The sequence below is a fragment of the Kitasatospora sp. NA04385 genome, assembly GCF_013364235.1.
GTDB lineage: Bacteria > Actinomycetota > Actinomycetes > Streptomycetales > Streptomycetaceae > Kitasatospora.
In genome coordinates this window covers 8,003,730-8,025,932 of the sequence record NZ_CP054919.1, presented here as the reverse complement: position 1 = coordinate 8,025,932, position 22,203 = coordinate 8,003,730, and the positions used below count along the sequence as shown (strand labels likewise).

The following is a 22,203-nucleotide window of genomic DNA, read 5'->3' as shown; positions in this document are numbered from 1 at the left end:
GGCAGCCCGTCCGGGCCGCGGATCGGCACGGATCGGCACGGATCGACGATGCTGGTGCGCATGCGCGCCGCCCGCCTGATCCGCATGGCCCTCCTGCTCCAGTCCACCCCCGGCCTGACCGCCGCCGAACTCGCCCGGGAGCTGGAGGTCTCCGAACGGACCGTCATCCGCGACGTCCAGGCGCTCCAGGAGGCCGGGGTCCCGGTCCGCTCGGAACGCGGCCGGACCGGCGGCTACCGGCTCGCCCCGGGCCACCGCACCCGCCTCACCACGCTGCACCCCACCGAGGCCGAGACCCTCTACCTCTCCGGCCTGCCCGCCGCGCTGCGCGACCTCGGGCTCTCGGACGCGGCCGACACCGCCCGGCTGAAGCTGTCCGCCACCCTGCTGCCCTCGCTGCGGGCGGCCGCCGAGTCCTCGGCCCGGCGCTTCCACCTGGACGCCCCGGCCTGGTTCCGCGAGCCGTCCACCCCGGAGCTGCTGCCGGAGCTGGCCCGCGCGCTCTGGGCGGACCGGGCGGTCGAGTTCGGCTACGCCCGCCCCGGCCGCGCGCCCGGGGCGGCCCGCCGGGCGGAGCCGTACGGGCTGGTCCTGAAGGCGGGCGTCTGGTACCTGGTGAGCCGGGTGCCCGACGCGGCGGACACCGTCTTCCTCACCCACCGCGCCGACCGGATCACCGGGCTGCGCACGCTCCCCGACCCGCCGTTCACCCGCGACCCGTCCTTCGACCTGGCCGCGTACTGGCAGGAGCACAGCGCCCGGTTCGCCCGCTCCCTGCTGCGCGCCGCCGTCACGGTCCGGCTCACCCCGGAGGGCGTGCGCCGACTGCCCCGGGTCACCGACCGGGCCACGGCCGAACGGGCACTGGCCGCCGCGCCGCCGCCGGACCGGGCCGGCCGCGTCACCCTCGAACTCGCCGTGGAGTCCGAGGAGATCGCGTTCGCCGAACTGGGCTCGCTCGGCGCGGACGCCGAGGTGCTGGCCCCGTCCGCGCTCCGCACCCGCTTCGCCCGGCGCGCCCGGGAGCTGGCCGCGCTCTACCGCGACGCGGACCCGGGCCCGGACCCGGGCCCGGACGCGCCGCCGAAGCCGGACCCGGACCCGGACCCGGACCCGGAGCCGGACCCGAACGCGGGCCCCGGCGGCGGCTCTCAGCGGTAGTCCTCCGCCCGGACCGCATCCCCCGGCTCGCCCTGCCCGCCCGGCTCGCCCTGCTTCGCCAGCGCGTCGAAGTACGCCCAGGCGTCCGGGCGGCTGCCGTCCACGTCCGTCACGCCGTAGACCCGGGCGAGTTCGGCGCTGGAGGTGGACTTCCGGTTCCAGCGCTCGGCCCGGCGCGGGTCGGCGGCCAGCGCGGCGACCCCGCGCGCGAGGTAGTGGGGCGACTCCGCGATGGCGAAGGTCGGCTCGACGGCGGTGACGTCCCGCCAGTTCTCCTCCGCCGCGCCGAAGTGCGCGAGCATCTGCTCGGAGCGCAGGAAGCCCGGCGTCACGCACACCGCCGTGCCGCCGTACTCCGCCAGTTCCTCGCCCAGCCCGTAGGCCATCCGGATCGGCGCGTTCTTCGCCAGGTCGTAGTAGAGGTTCTCCCGGTACCGGCGGTTGTACGCCGCCGTGCCGTCGGTGACCTCCACCAGCAGCGGCCCGTCCGAGCGCACCAGCAGCGGCAGGCCGAGCGCCGCCGTGATGACGTGCGAGCGCACGCCCAGTTCCAGGATGCGCAGCCCGTCGGCGAGCGGCGTCTCCCAGCTCTTCTTCCCGAAGATCGACCCGGCCGTCAGGTGCTCGCCGCCCCACAGGTCGTTGACCAGGACGTCGAGACGCCCGTGCTCCGCCTCGATCCGGCCGAACAGCGCCCGCACCCGCTCCTCGTCCAGGTGGTCGGTGGGCACGGCGATCCCGGTGCCGCCCGCCGCCGTCACCAGTTCCCCGGTCTCCTCGATCGTCTCGGTCGTCCGGCCGACCTCGCTCACCCGCTCGCGGGTGGTCCGCCCGGTCACGTACACCGTCGCGCCCGCCCGGCCGAGTTCCACCGCCAGCGCCCGCCCGGCACCCCTGGTCGCGCCCGCGACCAGGGCGATCCGGCCGCTCAGCGGACGGGCGGGGAGGCTGTCGCGGGAGCGTTCACCGACATCGTTCATGTTCTCCATGCCTTCAACGATCGACCCCAAAGGTGACAGATCACGTCACCTTTCTTTGCCCGGCCCGTCCGTGCCGCCGGAGTCGCAGTCCGTGCCGGAGGCCACCAAGCGGACGGCCATCCGCTCGCCCGACGTACAACAGCACTTGCATAAGCACTGTTACATTCACTTCCATGACCGAGGACCACGCCCCCACCACGCCCCCCGACCCGACCCCCGCCCCGCCCCCCGTCGAGGACCCCAGCGAGCGGAGCCTGTGGCGCCCGCTGCGCCTGCTGCAGGACGCGATCGAGGCGGACATCGCCCGGGTGTACGCCGAAGCGCCCGTCGAGGGGCTGCGGTCGAGCTTCGTGCTGGAGCTGCTGCGGCTGCACGCCCGCGGGCCGATGACCATCACCGAGCTGGCGGAGTCCGTCCGGCGCACGCACTCGGCGCTCAGCCAGAAGGTGGCCGCGATGCGGCGGGCCGGGTGGGTGGAGACGCTGCCGGGGGAGGACGCCCGGAGCAAGAAGGTCGCGCTGACGCCGAAGGCCCGGGAGGTGGTCGGGCGGCTGGCGGCCGAGTGGGAGGCCACCGAGGCCGCGCTCGCCGAGCTGGAGGCCGAACTGCCGTACCCGCTGAGCCGGGTGGTGGAGGACGTCGAGCGGGCCCTCGCCCGCCGGAGCTTCCACGACCGGATCACCGCGAGGCTCGCGCAGGACCCGCGGTGGCACTGACCCCGGGCGGGCTGCTGCTCGACCTCGCTCCGCTGCGCGGGTCGGCGGCGTTCCGGCGGTGGTGGCTGGGCGGGGCGCTGTCCGGGTTCGGCAGCCAACTGGCGGTGGTGGCCGTCGCGTTCCAGGTCTGGGAGAGCACCCGCAGCACGGTGTGGACCGGCGCGGTGGGCCTGGCCCAGGCGGTGCCGCTGCTGGTGCTCGGGCTGTTCGCGGGCGCACTGGTCGACCGCGCGGACCGGCGGACGCTGTACCTGCTGGCCGTCGCCGGGCAGGCCGGGTGCGCGCTGCTGCTCGCCGCACAGGCGGTGCTGGGTCGCTTCCCGGCCGCCGGGGTGATCGCGCTGGTGGCCGGGCAGGCGGTGTGCTCGGCGGTCGCGGGCCCGGCCGCCCGGACGTTCCTGCCCCGGCTGCTCCCGCCCGGGCAGCTGGCGGCGGGCCTGGCGCTCAACCGCGTCGCCTTCCAGGGCGCAATGCTGCTCGGGCCCGCGCTGGGCGGCCTGCTGGTGGGGTGGGCCGGGACGGACAGCTGCTACCTGGCCGACGCGCTGAGCTTCGCCGCCGCCCTGTACGCGGCCTTCCGGCTGCCCGCGATGCGCCCGGCGCCCGCCGCGAAGCCCCCTGCGGGCCCCGGCACGCCCGGACGGCCCGCCGCCCGTTCCGGGTGGGGCGAGGTCCGGACCGGGCTGGCGTTCCTGGCCCGGACGCCCGTGGTCCGGGCCGCGCTGCTCACGGACCTGGCCACCACCGTGCTGTCGATGCCGATCAGCCTGTTCCCGCTGGTCAACGCGGAGCGCTTCGGCGGCGACCCGCGCACCCTGGGCCTGTTCCTGACCGCGATCGCCGCGGGCGGCGTCACCGCGTCGGTCCTGTCGGGGGCGTTCACCCGGCGGCCGAACCAGTCGCCGGTGATGCTGGGCGCCGCCGCGAGCTGGGGCGTCGCACTGACGCTGTTCGGCCTGGTCTCCGACCCGTGGGCGGGCCTGGCGCTGCTGGCGCTGGCCGGCGCGGCGGACACCGTGTCGGTGGTCGCCCGTGGCACCGTCGTCCAACTGCACACCCCGGACGAGCTGTTGGGCCGGGTCGGGGCGGCCGAGCAGATCGCCGGACAGGCCGGCCCCGACCTGGGCAACCTGCGCGGCGGCCTGGTCGCCTCCGCGACCTCCGGCACCGTCGCCCTGATCAGCGGCGGCCTGCTCTGCGTCGCCGCCGTCGCCCTGATCGGAGCCGCCACCCCCGGGCTGCGCCGCCCGCCGGTTCCCGCATCCGCACCCACGCCCATACCTACGCCCACACCCACACCCACGGCCGGGCCCGCGCCGAACCTCCCACCCGGCCGGGAAAGGCGTTGTACACCGTAGAAGAACTCCTCTACGGTGTACAACGAACGGCCGCCCGGCCGTCCCGCCCTGTCCCCGGGAGCCCCCTTTGTCAGCAGACTCCGCCCACCCGTCCCCCGCACCGGACCCGCGGCGGTGGGTCATCCTGGCCGTGGTCTGCCTGGCCACGCTGGTGGTGCTGCTCGACAACACCGTGCTCAACGTGGCCATCCCCTCCCTGACCGAGGACCTGGGCGCGGGCACCGCCGACATCCAGTGGATGATCAACGCCTACGCGCTGGTCCAGTCCGGCCTGCTGCTGACGGCCGGGAGCCTGTCCGACCGGTACGGGCGCAAGCGCGCGCTGCTGATCGGCCTGGCGCTGTTCGGCATCGGGTCGGCGGCGGCCGCCCTGGCCCAGTCCTCCGGCCAGCTGATCGCCGCCCGGGCCGGCATGGGCGTCGGCGGCGCACTGCTGACGACCACCACGCTGGCGGTGGTGATGCAGGTGTTCCGGGGCGCGGAGGTGCCCAGGGCGATCGGCATCTGGGGCGCCGTCAGCTCGCTGGGCTTCGCGGGCGGCCCGCTGCTCGGCGGCGTGCTGCTGGCGCACTTCTGGTGGGGCGCGATCTTCCTGATCAACGTCCCGGTGGCGCTGATCGGCCTGGTCGCGGTCACCCGCCTGCTCCCCGAGACCAAGGACCCCGCGGGGCGTCGACCGGACGCACCGGGCGCGGTGCTGTCCACCGTCGGCATGGTCGGCCTGGTGTACGCGATCATCTCCGGCCCGGTGCACGGCTGGGGCTCCGGGCCGGTGCTGCTGTCGGGCGCGGTCGGCCTGGCCGCGCTGGGGGCCTTCGTCGCCTGGGAGGCCCGCACCCCGACCCCGATGCTGGACCTGGGCTTCTTCCGGAACCGGCGCTTCAACGGCGCGGTGGCGGGCGGCATCCTGGTCGCCTTCGGCATGGCCGGCTCGCTGTTCCTGCTCACCCAGTACCTGCAACTGGTGCTCGGCTACCGGCCGTTGGAGGCGGGCCTGCGGATGTCCCCGCTGGCCCTGGTGATCGTGCTGCTGAACCTGTTGGGCGTCGGCGCCCGCCTGCTGCCGAAGGTCGGCTTCGCGGGCGCCGTCGCGATCGGCATGGGGCTGCTGGCCGGCGGCCTGGCGCTGCTCGCCGCGCTGGGCTCGGGGCACGGGTACCCGGGGCTGCTGGCCGGTCTGCTGCTGATGGGCTGCGGCATCGCGGTGGCCGGCCCGGCGATGGCGGCGGCCGTGATGGGCGCGATCCCGCCGGAGCGGGCGGGCGCGGGCGCGGGCGTGCAGGGCACCGTCACCGAGTTCGGCGGCGGCCTGGGCGTGGCGGTGCTCGGCGCGGTGCTCGGTTCCCGGTTCGCCGCGGGCCTGCCGGGGTCCGTCCCGGCCTCGTCCGCGAAGTCGCTGCCGGAGGCGCTGGCCGCCGCCTCGGACGAGGGTGCGCGGCGCGGTGCGGGCGCCTTCGCCCACGGGCTGACGTCCAGCCAGCTGATCGGCGCGGCCGCCGTCCTGCTCGGCGGCCTGCTCTCCGCCGCCCTGCTGTACCGGGCCGACCGCCCGGCCGCCGACCCCGCCTCCGCCCCCGCCGCCGACCCGGCCCCGGAGCCCGTCCGCGCTGACCGCTGACTACCCTTCCCGCGCCGGGGCCCTCCGGCGGTCGGCGGTCCGGCCCCAGGCCGTACGGTGGTGACACCCCGTCGAAGCGAAGGAGCAGCGTGGCCACCAAGCGAGCCTCGCAGGTCAAGAAGAGCGTGTGGCTCACCCCCGGTCCGGTCCGCGGCCGCCGCTCCCCGCGGGCGGGCGGGGGCGGCGCGGGCGGCCTGGACCGCGAGGTGATCGTCACCGCGGCGGTCCGGCTGCTGGACGAGGCGGGCGAGGCGAAGTTCTCAATGCGCGCGCTGGCCGCCCGGCTCGACGTCACGCCGATGTCGCTGTACTGGTACGTCGCGGACAAGGACGACCTGCTGGAGCTGGCGCTGGACGTGGTGGCCGGCGAGATGGTGCTGCCCGAGGCGGGCGACGGCAGCGACTGGGAGTCCGGCCTGCGCGCCCTCGCCGTGACGTGGCGCGCCGCGATGCTGGCCCACCCGTGGGCGATCCGGATCTACGGCGATTACCTGAACATCGGCCCGAACTCGGTCCGCTACTCCGCCCGCGCCCTGGAGATCGCCCGCGCCTCCCCGCTCTCCGGGGCCGACTCGATGGCGGCCCTCTCCGCGATCTTCCAGTACACCTTCGGCTTCACCGCCACCGAGGTGAACTGGGCCGAGAAGGCCGACCAGGCCGGCACCACCACCGACGAACTGGTCGAGGAGATCACCGAAGCCGTCCGCGACCTCCCGGGCGTCACCGACTCCGGCGTCCTCCTGGAACGCCCCCGGGAACCCGACCACCTGCTGCGCGAACGCGACTTCCACCGCGCCCTGGACTGGCTGCTCACCGGCATGCGCTCCAGCCTGCCCTGAGCGCCCAGCGGCGGGGAGGGGCGCCCGGTCAGGTGAACTCCTGCTGGCAGCGCTCCAGCCAGTCGAGTTCGGCCTGCAGGTGGAGCACCTCGCCCTCGATCAGCAGGCGGGAGACGCCGTGGTCGGGGGCCTGGTCGGCGGTGGCGTGCAGGCCGCGGATGGTGGCGAGGCAGTGCGAGCGCTGGAGGTCGATCAGGGTGCGCGGGTCGGCGAGGCGGGTGTGCGGGGCGAGCACGAGCTTGAGGAAGAACTCCTCGCGGACCTTGCCGCCCTCGGCCGGGCGGGAGAACCAGTCGGCGAGCGTGCGCCGGCCGTCGTCGGTGAGGACGAAGACGCGCTTGGCCGGGCGGCCGTCCTGGGCGACGTCCTGACCCTCGATCAGCCCGGACTTCTCCAGCCGGCCGAGCGTGACGTACACCTGGCCGTCGTTGGTGCGCGAGTAGGCCGGGCCGAACGTGGACTCCAGGGCGCGCCGGAGCTGGTAGCCGTGCGCGGGGCCGGTGGCAAGCAGCGCGAGGAGCGGAAGCCGCACTCGGGTGCTCCCTTCGAGGTGGGTGGGGGGAGTGCGCCGTGCGGCCGAACTTCGTCGGTCGTACGCCGGGCGGCTCTCCTTGGCTTTGCCCTACCCCGTCGTGCGCCCCCTTATTCGCCCTGGTTCGCCCCGACTGGTGGCACTCTCCGTCCCAACAGGTGACATCTTCATCCCCCGTCTCCTGGACATGCTCTTTGGCCTATACCTAACATCTAGGTATCCCCGAGGAACTGACGGTAGGTCAGGCGGGGCCCGTGCCTGTCAGCGCGACCTCCCTCGCGCGCTCCCGTGAAGGTGACGCATGATCACGTCCGTCGTCCCGGCCGACCCGCCGCGCCCCACCGGGCCCCTGGAGGCCCTGGAGGCCTCCGCCGTCCTCACCGCCGACGGAGTCCTCCCGGAGGAACGGTCGGCTCCGCCCGCCCCCGACACCCTGTGGTGGCGGAAGGCGGTGATCTACCAGGTCTACGTGCGCAGCTTCCAGGACTCCGACGGCGACGGCATCGGCGACCTCCCCGGCGTGCGGGCCCGACTGCCCTACCTGAAGCGGCTCGGCGTGGACGGGGTGTGGCTGAACCCGTTCTACCCGTCGCCGCAGCACGACCACGGCTACGACGTGGCCGACTACAAGGGCGTCGACCCGATGTTCGGCACCCTGGAGGACTTCGACCTGCTGGTCGAGGACTGCCGGAAGCTGGGCCTGCGCCTGGTGCTGGACACCGTGCCCAACCACTGCTCCGCCGAGCACCCGTGGTTCCTGGAGGCGCTGGCCGCCGCCCCCGGCTCGACCGCCCGGGCCAGGTTCCACTTCGCGGACGGCCGGGGCGCGGACGGCGAGCTGCCACCGAACAACTGGCGGGCGATGTTCGGCGGCCCGGCGTGGTCCCGGATCACCGAGCCGGACGGCACTCCGGGCCAGTGGTACCTGCACATGTTCACCCCGGAGCAGCCGGACCTGAACTGGCGCAACCCGGAGGTGCCGGTCGAGTTCGAGAAGGTGCTGCGGTTCTGGCTGGACCGGGGCGTGGACGGCTTCCGGATCGACGTCGCGGCGGGCCTGTTCAAGCACCCGGAGCTGCCGGACTCCCCGGACCCGGACGCGGACGAGCGCACCCGCGACTCGGTCAACCCGCTGGCCTGGAACCAGCCGGAGGTGCACGAGGTGTGGCGCTCCTGGCGGGCGATCTGCGAGGAGTACACGGCGCTGGACGGGCGGCAGCGGCTGCTGGTCGGCGAGGCCTCGGTGCCGACCCCGGCCGAGCAGGCCAAGTACGTGCGCGGGGACGAGCTGCACCAGGCGTTCTTCTTCCACCTGCTGCACGCGCCGTGGGACGCCGAGCACTTCCACCAGGTGATCGACGCGGCGGTGCGGGACATCACGGCGACCGGTTCGACGGTGACCTGGGTGCTGAACAACCACGACCAGGTCCGCACCACGACCAGGTTCGGCAGCCCCGAGCGGGCCCGGGCCGCGGCGCTGCTGATGCTGTCGCTGCCGGGCGCGGCCTACCTGTACCAGGGCGAGGAGCTGGGCCTGCCGGAGGTCGACGACCTGCCGGACGAGGTGATCACCGACCCGATCTTCCACCGCACCGGCAGCCGCAAGGGCATCCGGGACGGCTGCCGCGTCCCGCTGCCGTGGGCCGGGGCCGAGGCGCCGTACGGGTTCGGCCCGGAGGGCTCGGCGCCGACCTGGCTACCGCAGCCGGCCTCGTTCGCCCGGTACACCGCCGAGCGGGCGCTGGCCGACCACACCTCGGCGTACCACCTGTACCGGGAGGCGCTGCACCTGCGCCGGCTGCTGCCGCAGCTGGGCGAGGGGACGCTGCGCTGGATCGAGACGCCGCCGAACGTGCTGGCCTTCGTCCGGGGCGACGGCCTGCTGGTGGCGATCAACTTCGGCACCGCCCCGGCCCCGGCGCCGGTCACCGGGCAGCCGCTGCTCTCCTCGGGCCCCTGCCCGCCCGGGGTGCTGCCGCCGGCCACCACCGCCTGGTGGATCCAGCCGCGGCACTGATCCCGGCCCGCTCCACTCCTTCCCGGCGGTCGGTCGACCGACCGCCGGGAAGGGTCGCCGGGAGGGTCGTCGGGAGGCCGCCGAGAAGCCGCCGGGACGGGTGGCGAGCGGGAACTCCCAGGACACGCCCGAAACTCACGGCAAACTCATACCATTCACCGAGTTTGACCGGCAGAGCCCTTGAGATGGGGCACCCATGGCCCAAGCTTTACCTTTTGGGTGACCGAAATAACCCATTCAGGCGTTCACATCGTGGACATACCGTCGATGCGCGCAGGTCAGCACTGGGACAATGGTGCAGACCACCGGTCCCACCCCGTCGACCGGCGCGTGTCAGGCGCGCCGCCGACGGTCCTCAACGGCGAGGAGGACCAGGGGCACTCCCGGGACGGGAGCGCCCTCGTGCACCATCCGATCACGGAAGGTTGTGCCTGCATGCCGGCCACCCCCAGCCCTGCCGCGTCCACCGACGCCGGTGCCCGCCTGATCGAGCCGCTGTACCAGGAAGTCCTGCGCCGCAACCAGGGCGAGAACGAGTTCCACCAGGCGGTCCGCGAGGTCCTCGAAACCCTCGGCCCGGTACTGCAGCAGCGCCCCGAGCTCGTCGACGCCCGGATCATCGAGCGCGTCTGCGAGCCCGAGCGCCAGCTGATCTTCCGGGTGCCGTGGTCCGACGACCGGGGCGGCATCCACGTCAACCGCGGCTTCCGGGTGGAGTTCTCCAGCGCGCTCGGCCCGTACAAGGGCGGCCTGCGCTTCCACCCCTCGGTGAACCTGGGCATCGTCAAGTTCCTCGGCTTCGAGCAGATCTTCAAGAACGCCCTCACCGGCATGCCGATCGGCGGCGGCAAGGGCGGCGCCGACTTCGACCCCAAGGGCCGCTCGGACGCCGAGATCATGCGCTTCTGCCAGTCCTTCATGACCGAACTGCACCGCCACCTCGGCGAGTACACCGACGTCCCCGCCGGTGACATCGGCGTCGGCGGCCGCGAGATCGGCTACCTGTTCGGCCAGTACAAGCGGATCACCAACCGCTACGAGTCGGGCGTGCTCACCGGCAAGGGCCTGGGCTGGGGCGGCGCGCAGGCCCGCACCGAGGCCACCGGCTACGGCTGCGTGATGTTCACCGAGGAGATGCTGCGCACCCGCGGCGAGAACCTGGCCGGCCAGCGCGTGGTGGTCTCCGGCTCCGGCAACGTGGCGATCTACGCGATCGAGAAGGCCCAGCAGCTCGGCGCGACCGTGCTCACCTGCTCCGACTCGACCGGCTACGTGGTCGACGAGAAGGGCATCGACCTGGCCCTGCTCAAGGAGATCAAGGAGACCCGCCGCGGCCGCGTCTCCGACTACGCCGAGGCGCGCGGCTCGCACGTGAAGTACGTGTCCGGCACCGGCGTGTGGAACGTCGCCTGCGACGTGGCGCTGCCCTGCGCCACCCAGAACGAGCTGCACGAGGCGGACGCCGTCGCCCTGGTCCGGAGCGGCGTCAAGGCCGTCGCCGAGGGCGCCAACATGCCCACCACCCCCGAGGCCGTCCGGGTCTTCCAGGAGGCCGGCGTGGCCTTCGCCCCCGGCAAGGCCGCCAACGCCGGCGGCGTGGCCACCTCGGCGCTGGAGATGCAGCAGAACGCCTCCCGCGACTCGTGGACCTTCGAGCACACCGAGGCCCGCCTCGGCGAGATCATGAAGCACATCCACGACTCCTGCTACACCACCGCGGAGAAGTACGGCAGCCCCGGCAACTACGTGGTCGGCGCGAACATCGCCGGCTTCGAACTGGTCGCCGACGCGATGCTCGCCCAGGGCCTGATCTGACGCTCCCCCGGGGAGGCCCGGACCGCACCCGCGGTCCGGGCCTTTCGCGCACCCGGCCGTCCCGCGCATGCGCCCATGCACCTGACGGACCGCCATCCGCCGAGGTCCGGGCTGTTCGCGCAGGTCTCCGGGCGATAGGTTGTGCCATCACGCCATCAGACCGTCAGACCGTCAGCGGCGGGTGCGTCCGGGGAAGGGCGGGGACGTCATGTCCGGGAGACCGGGGACGCGACGCGCGGGAGGGCGGGCACCGTCACCGAGGTCCGCTGCACCGCGGACGGCTCCTGCACCCGGCCCGGGGGCGGCGACCACGTCCACGTCCTGGCCCTCGTCTGCGGCCTGGGCGGCCTGCTGCTGGCCGGTGCCGCCCTGACCGCCCTGACCACCGCCCCGCCGGGGGCCTTCGCCCCGGGCCGTCCGGACCGCCGCGGTCGCGGCCGCCGCGGCGCTCGTCCTGGCCGCCGCCGCGCCCCTGCCGTACATGCTGCACATGCCGACCTGATACCGCGTCACCCGCCCTCTCCCGTCCCGGTCCGGCCCGTCCAGCCATCCCCACACCAGCAGAGCAAGGGAGCACCGTGCCCGAGCCCGTCGCCCCGCCGTCCGTCGCGCCTCCACCCGCCGCACCGCCGCCCGCCCCTCCCCCGCAGGCGCACCGGCGGTGGGTGCGGCTGCTGACCAGGCAGGCCCCCGAGCCGACGCTGCTCAACCTCGGCATGGCACTGGCCGCGGTGGCCGCGGGCCTGGTCGCGGCCGGGTACGCGGCGTCCGCGCTCCTCGGCCTGGCCGAGGCGGCCCAGCGGCCGGAGGTCCGGATGGCGGTCGTCTCCTGCGAGGTGTACACCGCGAAGGGACGGGTGCCCAGCCGGCAGGTCGACTGCCGCGGGCGGGGCGCCGACGGCCCGGCCGGCATCGCGGCGGAGCACTGGCGGCTGCGCGGCGCGGGGTACCGGCAGCCGGGCGAACTGGTGGCGGTGCGCTGCACGGACGGCGGCGACTGCCGGACCAGGCTGGCGGTCTGGTTCGGTCCGGGGGCGTTCGTCGGCGGCATCGCCCTGGCGATGCTGACCGTCGGCGGCTACCGCAGCGGCCGACTGCTGACGGCCCGGCTGGCCCCGGAGCGGGTCGAGTTCTTCACCCGCCGCTCCACCGTCCGCGTCCTGGTCGTGCTCGGCGCCACGAGCCTCGGGCTGGTCCTCGCCGCGTTCCCCGCGGGGCTGCTGGACGGCTGAGCGGCTCGGCCCGGCCCGCACTCCATCGGGTCACGGCGGTGGGTCGCAACCGCCCCGGCGGCCGGTCGCGGCCGACACTGGCCGGGTGAGCGCACCGCTTCCCCCGCCCGGCCGCCGCGCCGTCCTGCTCGCCGGTCTGGGCTGCGCCCTGACGGCCTGCTCCACCGCCCGCCCGAGCGGCTCCGCGACCCCGTCCGCCCCGACCACGGCGGCCACCCCGTCCACGGCGTCCGCGGCGGCCACCGCGTTCCCCTCCCCCGCCGCCTGGCAGCCGGGGCCGGGCGAGTTGCGGCCGGACGTCAAGCTGCGGGCCGTGCAGGTGGTGGAGGCGGTCGGCGGGTGGCCGCCGGGCGGGCAGGGGGTGGCGGCGGCCCGGCAGCGGGTGGCGGCGCTCGGGGCGGACCCGGCGCTGGCCGATCAGGCCGGTGCGCTGCTGGCCGATGCGCCGCAGGCCGCGCTGGAGGTGGTGTACGCCCAGTACGGCGGTCTGCTGGCGGATTCGGCGAGCGTGCTGGTGGTGTGCCGGCAGTGGCTGGCCGGGCCGGACGGCGCGCCGGTGTCCGGCGGCAGCACGGTCGACGTCCGGCTGAGCAGCGCCGAACCGCACTGGAACGTCACCGCGCTGCACCCGTCCGATCCCGGCCGGGCCGCCGACGCGCTGGCCGACCCGGCGGTGCGGGTGCTGGCGCAGCCGCGGATCGTGCTGCCGCCGGCCGCGGTGGCGGACGTGCGCTCCGGGCAGGTGCACGACGCGGCGCTGGCGGCGATGCTGACGCTGGCCGGGTCGTACGGCTTCGAGGTGAGCGTGCTGCGCTCGGGGCATCCGCTGCTGGTGTTCGGCACCGACCGGCCGAGCGACCACCCGCGCGGGCTGGCGTTCGACACCTGGCGGATCGAGGGGCACCCGGTGGTGGACCCGGCGACCCCGGCCGGGTTGGTGGAGTCCTTCATGCGGGCGGCCGCGGCGGCCGGCTCGTACAACGTGGGCGGTCCGCGGCTGCTGTCCGGCGGGCGGACGGCGAACCAGTTCTTCAGCGACGACACCCACCACGACCACGTGCACGCCGGGTTCCGCGAATGATCCGGGCGGGGGCCGGGCCGAACCGGGCGGGGGCCGGGCCGATCCGGCCCGGCATCGACCTGGGCATCTACCCTTGTCTGGGTTCGTCCACGAATTGACTTGCGTTTTGCCCGTGAACTGCGAGAACGTGTGCACCGCTGTTCCATTCGTGGGTTTTTCGTGGAGGTGTGGTCGTGTCGGTGAAGACGCGTGCGGGCGGGGTCGCCGCAGCGGTGTCGGGGGCGGTCCTGGCGGCCGTGCTGACGGGCTGCTCCGGCTCCTCCCCCGCCGCCCCGGCCGCCGACGCCGCGCCGTCCGGCTCCCCGGCCTCCGCCGCGGCCATCGCCACCGGCGGCGACCGGGCGCAGGAGCTGGACGGGCTCCGGGCCGCGATCGCCGCGCCGGTCGCGCCGTTCTCGGCCGCGATCTCGGTGGAGACCTACGACGACGACGTGCACGTCCGGGGCCAGGGCACGGTCGGCGTGTCCGACGTCCAGACCAGCTCGATGGGCCTGGCCATGCTCGCCGGGGACGCGCCGGTGCAGGTGTACACCACCACCACGCGGGACGCGGTCTACACCCGGGTCGACGGCGAGAAGTGGGTGAAGCACCCGCGCAACGCCGGGGCGCCGCTGGTGGCCGACCACCGCCCGATGGTGCGGGCGCTGCTGGAGGCCGACCCGGCCTCCTACCTGGGCCTGGAGAAGCTGCACAGCCGCAACGGCGGGATGGCCTACCACCTGGCGGGTGCACTGCCGGTGGCGGCGGTCTCCGACGCGCTCGGCGAGAAGCTGCGCATGCGGATCGCCGAGCGCCGCATCGAGCTGTGCGCCACCGACCTGCTGGTCGACGGCGCGGGTCGGCTCGCCGAGCTGACGCTGACCTGCGAGGGCGGCGGCTACAAGGGGGTCTCCACGCTGAGCCTGGGCGAGTACGGCCCGGCCGCCGATGTCGAGGCGCCCTCCGACCTCTGAGGCCTCGACCCCCCTTGACCGTCCGACCGTCGCGCCCTCCACGACCACCGAGGCCCCGGCCCCCGCTCGGGGGAGGCCGGGGCCTCGGGTTCACGCCCCGGGCGTCAGCAGGTGATGCTGCCCTTGCGCAGGGCGTGGCCGCCGGTGTTGCTGTCGTCCGACCAGTAGACGGGCTTGCTGCCGCCCGTGCACTCGTCGGCGCCGGCCAGCGTGAAGCCCTCGTTGTTGAGGTTCGACATACCGGAGGGCCGGTTGTAGACCGCGGTGGGGGCGAACGCGCCGCTGCCGTTCACCTGGAAGGTGCGCAGCTGGCCGGAGCAGGTGTCGTCGCAGACCACCCACATCCGATGGGCCTGCGGCTCCCAGGACAGCTCCATCACACCGGCCATGCCGCTGCTGATCGTGGCGACCTTGGTGAAGCCGCCGGCCTCCAGCAGGACGTAGCCGTAGACCGTGCCGCTGCCCTCGACGCCGACGAAGAACACGCCGCCGGTGTGCGCCCCGTAGTGGGCCGGGTCGTAGGCGGCGCCGGTGGCGGCGTCCTTGAAGCCCGCACCGGTCAGGTAGCTGTCGGGCACCCAGGTGACGCCCTCCAGTCCGGCGTTGGAGCCGGTGGACGGCAGGTCGGAGGTGAGGTTCCACTCCCGGGTCGCGGTCAGCGTGGTGCCGGTGCCGGAGACGTCGTAGCGCAGCACCGAGAGCCGGCTGGTGGAGGAGGAGTCGGCGTTGCGCTCGCTGGAGACGTACACGCCGCCGGCCGAGCCCGCGCCGGTCAGGGTGACGCCCTCGTCGTCGGGGGTGCCGGTGCCGCCGGTGAAGCGCAGCGACTTGCCGGAACCCCAGCCGTTGGCGGTGTCGGGCTTCCAGCCGCCGGAGCCGTTCGGGACGAGCCGCCACAGCTTGCCGGAGTTCTGCGCGCCCCACATCACGCCGCCCTCCTGGTACAGGCCGGACAGGTCGGAGCCGAACACGTTGGAGCCGTCAGCGGTGGCGACGGCGGAGCCGCCGGGCCAGGCCACCGGGCTGGTGGAACCGCCGGAACCGGCGCAGTTGTTGGCGGAGCCGAGGGTCAGCGCGGCGGACTGGCCCCAGGCGCCGGTGCCGTCGGGGCAGCGCGACCAGGACGGGGCGGAGTGCGTGGTCCAGCTGAACGAGTCCACCAGGGTGGTGCCGTCGGCGAGGTAGAGCCGGGCGCTGTCGGAGGAGCCGAGGCCGAAGCTGGCGTGCACGTCGAAGGCCTTGAAGGCGCCGGGGGCGAGGGTGGTGCCGGAGGCGATGGTGTACGTGCTGCTGGTGTTGTCGCGCAGGACCCACCCGGACAGGTCGACCGTCGCGGTGCCCTTGTTGTGGAGCTCGATCGAGTCGTTCACCGATCCGGTGGTCACCACCTCGTTCAGCCGGACGTCGTCGGCGGGTGCGGCGGCGGCGGGCTCGGCGCCCAGCACCCCCAGTCCGACGGCCGGCAGGGCCGCGGCGGCCAGCAGCAGGGAGAGTCGACGACGCCACTTGGGGGCGCGCGGTTCGGTCACGGGGTCCGTCCCTCGGGTCGAGTGGGTGGAAACGGCTACGGGAACAGCGGTACGAGCGGTGGTGCGGGCGGCCGCGCAGACGGCGCCGCCCAACCTCCCGATCCCACCCCAACGAGGCGCCACCGCGACCCGACCCGCTCATGAACGCCCGAAGAACCCCCGCACCCGGCCCCCTCCCGACACCGAACCCGTCGCACCGGCCCCACCGCCCCCGGCATCCTGCTCCCGTGCGACTCCTCTTCGACGGCCTCACCCCCGTCCCCCGCCTGCTGCTCGGCGCCTTCCCGGTCCGCCCCGGCTTCGAAGCGGTCATGCGCCCCTCGGTCCTCCTCACCCCCGGCGACCGGGTCTCCTACTGCCCCACCCACCTCACCGTCACCTCCACCACCGGCACCCGCCGCCACCTCCCGATCGCCGACACGTACTGGCTCTGCCACCGCTGACACCCACCGGAACCCCGCCCCCACCACCCGGCGTTGACGGGCGGGGAGGTGACGGATGAAGACCCGCCGAAGGGGTGGCGCACCCGATCCGGGGACGCCGTGGGACGAGATCGCGCCCGGGCTGTGGATGGGCGGCCACCACTGGGTGGACCCGGCCGGACAGCGGCGGCCGGTGGTGGTCGGCGCAGAGTTCGAGCTGGTGGTGAGCCTGTTCACGGCCGAGGGCCACGGACCGGCCCCGGGGGTGCCGCACCGGTCCGTCCCGGTGCCGGACGGGCCGCTGGACGCGGAGCAGCTGGCCGCCGTGCAGGCGGCCGCGCGGGCCGTGGCGGAGGCGGTGAGGTCCGGGCGCCGGGTGCTGGTGCGCTGCCGCTCCGGGTACAACCGCTCCGGGCTGGTGGTCGCGCAGGCGTTGGTGGAGCTGGGCCTGGGAACCGCGGAGGCGGTGCGGCTGGTCCGGGCGCGGCGCTCGCCGTGGGCGTTGCACAACGAGTTGTTCGTCGAGTACCTGGACGTCGGGCTGGACACCGCGCGGCTGCTCGTCTCGCTGCACGCCCCCTGACCGAAGCGGCCCACCGGCTCGGGCGGCGGGCCGTGGTCGGTTCAGGATCATCTCGATCCGCGGCACCGAGTTGTGCACCGCACCGGCGGCCGCCCGGGTGTCGACCGCGGCGTCGTTGACGTCCTGACGCAGCGTCGGCGGCGCCCGGTGGGTGGTGCCGCGCGGCGCACCCGGCGAATTCCCGGCGAATTCGGGGGCGGCACCCAGGAATACCGCCGGGACGGTTCCGTCGCGAACCTAACCGCAGCCCGGCCGCCGTGCGAATCGCGTCCCGTCCGTCGACCGCCCGTGGCCGGACGACCCGCCCCGGCGGCTTATCGGAGCGTTATCCGGGGCTTGGCTTCCCCCTAACTCCACGGCCCGCCCAGCCGGCCGCAACACGCCCGGCCCACCCTGAGTGCCTCCCGGGCGGGCCGCCCTGCGGGCGGGGGGCCGCGGCGGGCGGCGGGCGGTGGACGTCCGCCTCCCTGCGGTTTTCCCGCCAACCGAGCACCGTCCGCACACCGACCGGAACATGACGTCACGCCAGGTCGGCTCGGGCGGACGGATGGTGACGGTGGCCGAATCCCGCCATCCGCCAACTGCCCGCAGATGGCCGACACTTGTCAATTGGTATAGGCCAATCGTAGCCTTCGGACGGCTTGCGGTGTGTCGGGTCCACACCACGCCGCCCCGGGGTCGCTCCCCGTGGCCCGCGGGCAGACGTGTCCGCCTTTCCCCCACCAACGACCCGACCTTTTCTGAGGAGAACCATGTCCCGGTCCCGCCGTCTGCTCGCCGCTTCCGCGGTGGGCGCGGGCGCCCTGGTCGCCACCACCTTCGCCGCCGGCACGGCCAGTGCGCACGGCGCCATGTTCGGCCCGCCCAGCCGCATCGCGGCCTGCTACGCGGAAGGCCCCGAAACCCCGAAGTCCCAGGTCTGCAAGGACCTCGTCGCGGACAGCGGCACCCAGCCGCTGTACGACTGGAACGAGGTCAACATCGCCAGCGCCAACGGACAGAGCCAGCAGATCATCCCGGACGGCCACCTCTGCTCGGCCAACCGCGACAAGTACCGCGCCCTGGACTGGGCCCGCACCGACTGGCCCGCCACCTCGGCGGCCGCGGGCGCGAAGAACTTCGACTTCCGGGTCACCGCGCCCCACCAGGGCACCATGAAGCTGTACATCACCAAGGCCGGCTACGACCCCACCAAGCCGCTGAAGTGGTCCGACCTGGACCTGGCCAGTCCGGTCGCGGTCTACGACACGGCGCGCACCTCGGACAACGGGTACTACCACGTCAACGTGAACCTGCCGCAGCGCACCGGCCGCCAGCTGGTCTACATGGTGTGGCAGCGCTCGGACAGCCCGGAGGCGTTCTACGGCTGCTCCGACCTCGATTTCGGCACCACCACCACCGCGGCCGCGGCCGGCCCGCTCGCCGCGAACGCCCCGTCCGCGCCGACCGAGGCGCAGATCGGTGCGGGCGCCGCCCGCTCGACCGTCTCGCACCACGGCCACGGCGGCGACCTCACCGCCGCCGAGAGCGTCGTGGCCGCCTCCGGCACCGTCTCGGTGAACCAGGCCGACCACGACAACCTGCTGCTCGGCCTGGCCGGCGCAGCCCTGCTGTCGGCCACCGCCTCGGGTGCGTACCTGGCCCGCCGGATGCGCGGAACCGCCGTCTCCGCCTGACGGCCCATGGACGCCTGACCTGGTGTCAGGCGGGTGGCGCGGCCCCTTCCCCCACACTTCGGGGGCCGCGCCTTCCGTCGTCCCCCCGGCTGCGCTCCGGCCGCTCTCCGACTGCGCTCCGACTGCTCTCCGGCCGCGCTCCGCGCCGGGCCCCCGGCAGCCGTCGGCCATCCTGTCGTGCGCCTCAACAGGCTTAATGACGCCTGATTGAACCGTCAACTCCTTGCAAAACCGCAGGACTTCACCTTGACGGCCCGGATTGGTCTGGACCATCTTGAGTGCGCCCCACGCACCTGAGCACGGCCCCCACCATCCCCCACACCGCCAAGGAGGACTCGCCCATGAGGCGCGTCACCCTCTCCCTCGCCGCGGCCGCGGCCCTGATCGCCGCGCCGCTGGGCGCCACCGCCGCCGGAGCGGCCGGCGTGTCCGGCCTGACCGCCGACTACGCGGTCACCCAGAGCTGGTCGAACGGTTTCCAGGCCACGTACACCGTGACCAACCACACCAACGCCACCGTGAACAGCTGGTCGCTCTCCTTCGACCTGCCGACCGGCGAGAGCGTCTCCAGCCTGTGGAACGGCACGCTGACCTCGACCGCCACCTCCACCGGCACCCACTACACCGTGGCCTCGCCGACCTGGGCCGCCCCGCTGGCCCCCGGCGCCGCCGCCCCGGCGGTCGGCTTCGGCGTCACCACCGGCGCCGTGCAGGGCGCGCCCGCCAACTGCACGGTCAACAACCAGCCGTGCGCCGGAGCCCCCGCCGACAGCACCGCGCCGTCCGTCCCCGGCAACCCGCGCTCCACCGGCACCGGGCCGGGCAGCGTCACCCTGGGCTGGACCGCCTCCACCGACAACACGGCGGTGGCCGGCTACCACGTCCGCGAGGGCTCGACCGTGGTCGCCACCGTGACCGGCACCTCGGCCACCGTCCGCGGCCTGCTCCAGGGCAGCAGCCACACCTTCACCGTCAGCGCCTTCGACGCGGCGGGCAACGAGTCCGCCAACTCCGCGGCCGTCACCGCCACCGCGGGCACCGGCACCAGCGCCGGCACCGCCGCCCCCTACGTGGACCTCGGCGCCTACCCGACCCCCAGCCTGCCCGCGCTCTCCGCCGCCAGCGGCATCAAGGAGTTCTCGCTGGCGTTCATCATCAACGGCAGCCAGCCGTGCACCGCCAGCTGGTTCGGCGCGTACGACCCGGCCACCGGCTGGAACAAGGCCGACATGGACGCGATCCGGGACGCGGGCGGCGACGTCCGCCCGTCCTTCGGCGGCGCCAACGGCACCGAGCTCGCCCAGTCCTGCACCACGGTGGCCGCGCTGGCCGCGCAGTACCAGAAGGTCGTGGACGTCTACGCGCTGGACCGCGTCGACTTCGACATCGAGGGCACCGCCGTCACCGACCACGCCTCGGTCGACCGCCGCTCCGCCGCGCTCGCCCAGGTCCAGGCCGCGCAGCGGGCCAAGGGCCGCGACCTGAAGGTCAGCCTGACCCTGCCGGTACTGCCCAGCGGGCTCACCGCGGACGGCGTCTACATCCTGCAGTCCGCCAAGAACGCCGGCCTGTCCGTCGACCTGGTCAACGTGATGGCGATGGACTTCGGCGACTGGGCCGCCCCGAGCCCGGCGGGCAGGATGGGCGCCTACGCGATCCAGTCCGCGCAGTCCACCCAGGCGCAGATCCGCTCCGTGTGGACCAACCTGACGGACGCCCAGGCGTACGCCATGGTCGGCGTCACCCCGATGCTCGGCCAGAACGACACCGCCTCCGAGGTGTTCAACCTCTCCGACGCGCAGCAGCTGGTCTCCTTCGCCCAGCAGAACCACCTCGGCGAGCTGGCCTTCTGGGAGATGACCCGGGACGCCAACGCGTGCACCGGCTCGCTGCCCAAGTGCACCAACGTCCCGCAGACGCCGTACCAGTTCTCGAAGCTCTTCGCGGGCTACCACGGCTGATCCCCCCAACGACGAGGGCCGGCGGCCCCGGAGCGATCGTGCTCCGGGGCCGCCGGCCCGCCCTCGTGACCGGAGCCTCAGGCGGGCTGGTGCTCGCCCTCCTTGCGGAGCGCGCCCTCCTCCGGGCCGCCCTCCTCGGCGCCCTCGTGCTCGGGACGGCCGTGCATCGGCAGCAGGAAGATCGCCGCGAAGACCACCACCAGCAGGCCGACCTCGGCCCACAGGGTGACCTGCTCGGCACTGGCGAAGTCCGCGCCCTTCAGCCGCTCGAAGAAGACGGTGCCCAGGATGGCGCTGCCCAGGGCCGCACCGAGCTGCTGCACCGACGTCAGCGTGCCCGAGGCCGAACCGGTCTCGTGCGGCTCCACCGAGGCCAGCACCATGCCGAAGAACGGGGCCATCACCAGGCCCATGCCCAGACCGCTGACCGCCAGCGCGGGCACCATCTGCCACGGCGTGACGGCCGCGCCCTGGCTGTGCAGGGTGTACATCAGGCCCAGCACGCCGGCCAGCATCACCACCAGGCCCACGTGCATCACCTTGCGGCCGTACTTCTGCAGCGCCTGGGAGGCGACGAACGCGATCACCATGCCGATCGAGGACGGGATGCCCGTCAGGCCGGACTTGAAGGCGCTGTAGTGCAGGCCGAGCTGGGTGTACAGGCTGAACGTCAGCCAGAAGCCGGTCATCGCGGTGAAGAAGACCAGGCCGAGCGCCATGCCGCCGCTGAAGCCGCGCTTGGCGAACAGGCTGGGCTCGACCAGCGGGTCGGCCCCGGACGCCTTGCGCCGCGCCTCGTACCAGCCGAACAGGCCGAACACCGCCACGCCGACCGCCAGCAGCGCGAACGCCCACAGCGGCCAGTCCTGCTCGCGGCCCTGGACCAGCGGGTAGATGACCGCGGCCGCGCCGACGGCGGCCAGCAGCGCGCCGAGCAGGTCGAGCCGGACGGTCGGGCCCTGCTCCCGGGCGGGCAGGAAGACCCGGCCGCCGACGAAGGCGAACAGGCCGAGCGGGATGTTGATCAGGAAGATCATGCGCCAGCCGGTGCCCGCCAGGTCGGCGTCGACCAGCCAGCCGGCCAGGATCGGGCCGCCGACCGTGGACAGGCCCATCACCGGGCCGAACATGCCGAAGGCCGCGCCCTGCTCCTTGGGCGAGAAGATCTCCTTCATGATGCCCAGGCCCTGCGGCAGCATCACCGCGCCCAGCAGGCCCTGCAGCACCCGCGCGGCGACCAGCTGCCAGGGCTCCTGGGCCAGGCCGCAGGCCAGCGAGCCGAGGGTGAACCCGGCCGCGCCGATCATGAACATCCGGCGGCGGCCGAAGATGTCGCCGAGCCGCCCGCCGGTGATCAGGCCGATGGCCATCGCCAGCGTGTAGGCCGCGCCCAGCCACTGGATGGTGGACTCGCCGCCGCCGATGTCCGCCCGGATCGCGGGGGCGGCGATGTTGGTCACCAGCGAGTCCAGCAGGTCCATCACCTCGGCGGCGAGGATGACGAACAGCGCGACCCAGCGCCAGCGGTAGGGTTCTGCGGCGCCGCCGGAGGGCGGTGCCGCGGTGGTGGGGCCGACCGCGTCGGTCATGGAGAGCTCCTGTTGGCTACCAGGCGCGGAGGACGGGGGCCGCGCGATGAACGGTGTTTCCTTGGACGAACACTGTTCTACGAGTCGAGCGCCGTTCCCGTCAAACGGATTAACCCTGACTTCTCCCCTACTCCGCCCCCC

At 74.2% G+C, this 22,203-nt stretch carries 19 protein-coding genes; 14 read left to right on the top strand and 5 right to left on the bottom strand.

Annotated features, from left to right (window positions below):
- Positions 1-60: 60 nt before the first annotated feature.
- On the top strand, positions 61-1,161 hold the full coding sequence (locus tag HUT16_RS35570) for a YafY family protein (RefSeq protein WP_176193040.1): 1,101 nt from the start codon (positions 61-63) through the stop codon (positions 1,159-1,161).
- On the opposite strand, the gene HUT16_RS35565 is transcribed toward HUT16_RS35570, so the two are convergent.
- A complete protein-coding gene (locus tag HUT16_RS35565; protein WP_176192119.1) occupies positions 1,152-2,150 on the bottom strand; it encodes an SDR family oxidoreductase in 999 nt (332 codons plus the stop codon). The genes HUT16_RS35570 and HUT16_RS35565 overlap by 10 nt on opposite strands.
- Positions 2,151-2,314: 164 nt before the next feature.
- On the opposite strand from HUT16_RS35565, the gene HUT16_RS38975 reads away from it, so the two are divergent.
- The 4 genes from HUT16_RS38975 (at position 2,315) to HUT16_RS35550 (ending at position 6,672) form a co-directional block, all read left to right on the top strand.
- On the top strand, positions 2,315-2,857 hold the full coding sequence (locus tag HUT16_RS38975; RefSeq protein ID WP_254898156.1) for a MarR family winged helix-turn-helix transcriptional regulator: 543 nt from the start codon (positions 2,315-2,317) through the stop codon (positions 2,855-2,857).
- Positions 2,848-4,215 carry an MFS transporter gene (locus tag HUT16_RS35560; protein ID WP_254898155.1) on the top strand — a complete coding sequence of 456 codons (1,368 nt, stop codon included), beginning with the start codon at positions 2,848-2,850 and terminating at the stop codon, positions 4,213-4,215. Before HUT16_RS38975 ends, HUT16_RS35560 begins: the two co-directional genes overlap by 10 nt.
- Before the next feature lie 67 nt (positions 4,216-4,282).
- Positions 4,283-5,833 (top strand): MFS transporter, encoded by a 1,551-nt coding sequence (locus tag HUT16_RS35555; protein ID WP_176192117.1) that lies wholly within the window; start codon positions 4,283-4,285, stop codon positions 5,831-5,833.
- Between the two features lie 89 nt (positions 5,834-5,922).
- A complete protein-coding gene (locus tag HUT16_RS35550) occupies positions 5,923-6,672 on the top strand; it encodes a TetR/AcrR family transcriptional regulator (RefSeq protein WP_176192116.1) in 750 nt (249 codons plus the stop codon).
- Positions 6,673-6,700: 28 nt separating this feature from the next.
- Here the strand turns inward: HUT16_RS35550 and HUT16_RS35545 are convergent, their stop codons facing one another.
- Positions 6,701-7,204: a PadR family transcriptional regulator gene (locus HUT16_RS35545; protein ID WP_176192115.1), complete on the bottom strand. Its 504-nt coding sequence runs from the start codon at positions 7,202-7,204 to the stop codon at positions 6,701-6,703.
- A gap of 301 nt (positions 7,205-7,505) precedes the next feature.
- On the opposite strand from HUT16_RS35545, the gene HUT16_RS35540 reads away from it, so the two are divergent.
- The gene (locus HUT16_RS35540) at positions 7,506-9,221 is read left to right on the top strand and encodes a glycoside hydrolase family 13 protein (protein WP_254898154.1); all 1,716 of its coding nucleotides are present in this window, start codon (positions 7,506-7,508) and stop codon (positions 9,219-9,221) included.
- 435 nt (positions 9,222-9,656) lie between these two features.
- Positions 9,657-11,036 carry an NADP-specific glutamate dehydrogenase gene (gene gdhA, locus HUT16_RS35535; RefSeq protein ID WP_176192114.1) on the top strand — a complete coding sequence of 460 codons (1,380 nt, stop codon included), beginning with the start codon at positions 9,657-9,659 and terminating at the stop codon, positions 11,034-11,036.
- 171 nt (positions 11,037-11,207) lie between these two features.
- On the opposite strand, the gene HUT16_RS35530 is transcribed toward gdhA, so the two are convergent.
- Positions 11,208-11,549, bottom strand: a complete 342-nt coding sequence (locus tag HUT16_RS35530) for a hypothetical protein (RefSeq protein WP_176192113.1) — start codon at positions 11,547-11,549, stop codon at positions 11,208-11,210.
- Positions 11,550-11,614: 65 nt separating this feature from the next.
- Between HUT16_RS35530 and HUT16_RS35525 the strand changes: the two genes are divergently transcribed.
- The 3 genes from HUT16_RS35525 (at position 11,615) to HUT16_RS35515 (ending at position 14,302) form a co-directional block, all read left to right on the top strand.
- Entirely contained in the window at positions 11,615-12,268 is a 654-nt protein-coding gene (locus tag HUT16_RS35525) for a hypothetical protein (protein WP_176192112.1), read from the top strand.
- A gap of 85 nt (positions 12,269-12,353) precedes the next feature.
- Complete coding sequence (locus tag HUT16_RS35520) at positions 12,354-13,349, top strand: hypothetical protein (protein ID WP_254898153.1); 996 nt, start codon at positions 12,354-12,356, stop codon at positions 13,347-13,349.
- A 179-nt stretch (positions 13,350-13,528) separates the two neighbouring features.
- On the top strand, positions 13,529-14,302 hold the full coding sequence (locus HUT16_RS35515; RefSeq protein ID WP_176192111.1) for a hypothetical protein: 774 nt from the start codon (positions 13,529-13,531) through the stop codon (positions 14,300-14,302).
- 104 nt (positions 14,303-14,406) lie between these two features.
- Here HUT16_RS35515 and HUT16_RS35510 read toward each other — a convergent pair whose 3' ends face one another.
- Positions 14,407-15,831, bottom strand: a complete 1,425-nt coding sequence (locus HUT16_RS35510) for a lamin tail domain-containing protein (protein ID WP_176192110.1) — start codon at positions 15,829-15,831, stop codon at positions 14,407-14,409.
- Between the two features lie 227 nt (positions 15,832-16,058).
- Between HUT16_RS35510 and HUT16_RS35505 the strand changes: the two genes are divergently transcribed.
- From HUT16_RS35505 to HUT16_RS35490, 4 genes are all read left to right on the top strand, one after another.
- Positions 16,059-16,274 (top strand): hypothetical protein, encoded by a 216-nt coding sequence (locus HUT16_RS35505; RefSeq protein ID WP_176192109.1) that lies wholly within the window; start codon positions 16,059-16,061, stop codon positions 16,272-16,274.
- Positions 16,275-16,329: 55 nt separating this feature from the next.
- Positions 16,330-16,836: a dual specificity protein phosphatase family protein gene (locus tag HUT16_RS35500; RefSeq protein ID WP_176192108.1), complete on the top strand. Its 507-nt coding sequence runs from the start codon at positions 16,330-16,332 to the stop codon at positions 16,834-16,836.
- 752 nt (positions 16,837-17,588) lie between these two features.
- Complete coding sequence (locus HUT16_RS35495; protein WP_176192107.1) at positions 17,589-18,512, top strand: lytic polysaccharide monooxygenase; 924 nt, start codon at positions 17,589-17,591, stop codon at positions 18,510-18,512.
- A 341-nt stretch (positions 18,513-18,853) separates the two neighbouring features.
- Entirely contained in the window at positions 18,854-20,473 is a 1,620-nt protein-coding gene (locus tag HUT16_RS35490; protein WP_176192106.1) for a cellulose binding domain-containing protein, read from the top strand.
- A gap of 77 nt (positions 20,474-20,550) precedes the next feature.
- Here HUT16_RS35490 and HUT16_RS35485 read toward each other — a convergent pair whose 3' ends face one another.
- On the bottom strand, positions 20,551-22,062 hold the full coding sequence (locus HUT16_RS35485) for an MFS transporter (protein WP_176192105.1): 1,512 nt from the start codon (positions 22,060-22,062) through the stop codon (positions 20,551-20,553).
- Between the last annotated feature and the right edge of the window lie 141 nt (positions 22,063-22,203).

What these genes read in the sequence shown, in the direction of transcription:
- HUT16_RS35570 (WP_176193040.1), top strand. Translation starts at nt 61, where the DNA reads ATGCGCGCCGCCCGCCTGATCCGCATGGCCCTCCTGCTCCAGTCCACC.
- HUT16_RS35565 (WP_176192119.1), bottom strand. Translation starts at nt 2,150, where the DNA reads ATGGAGAACATGAACGATGTCGGTGAACGCTCCCGCGACAGCCTCCCC.
- HUT16_RS38975 (WP_254898156.1), top strand. Translation starts at nt 2,315, where the DNA reads ATGACCGAGGACCACGCCCCCACCACGCCCCCCGACCCGACCCCCGCC.
- HUT16_RS35540 (WP_254898154.1), top strand. Translation starts at nt 7,506, where the DNA reads ATGATCACGTCCGTCGTCCCGGCCGACCCGCCGCGCCCCACCGGGCCC.
- gdhA (WP_176192114.1), top strand. Translation starts at nt 9,657, where the DNA reads ATGCCGGCCACCCCCAGCCCTGCCGCGTCCACCGACGCCGGTGCCCGC.
- HUT16_RS35500 (WP_176192108.1), top strand. Translation starts at nt 16,330, where the DNA reads ATGAAGACCCGCCGAAGGGGTGGCGCACCCGATCCGGGGACGCCGTGG.
- HUT16_RS35495 (WP_176192107.1), top strand. Translation starts at nt 17,589, where the DNA reads ATGTCCCGGTCCCGCCGTCTGCTCGCCGCTTCCGCGGTGGGCGCGGGC.
- HUT16_RS35490 (WP_176192106.1), top strand. Translation starts at nt 18,854, where the DNA reads ATGAGGCGCGTCACCCTCTCCCTCGCCGCGGCCGCGGCCCTGATCGCC.
- HUT16_RS35485 (WP_176192105.1), bottom strand. Translation starts at nt 22,062, where the DNA reads ATGACCGACGCGGTCGGCCCCACCACCGCGGCACCGCCCTCCGGCGGC.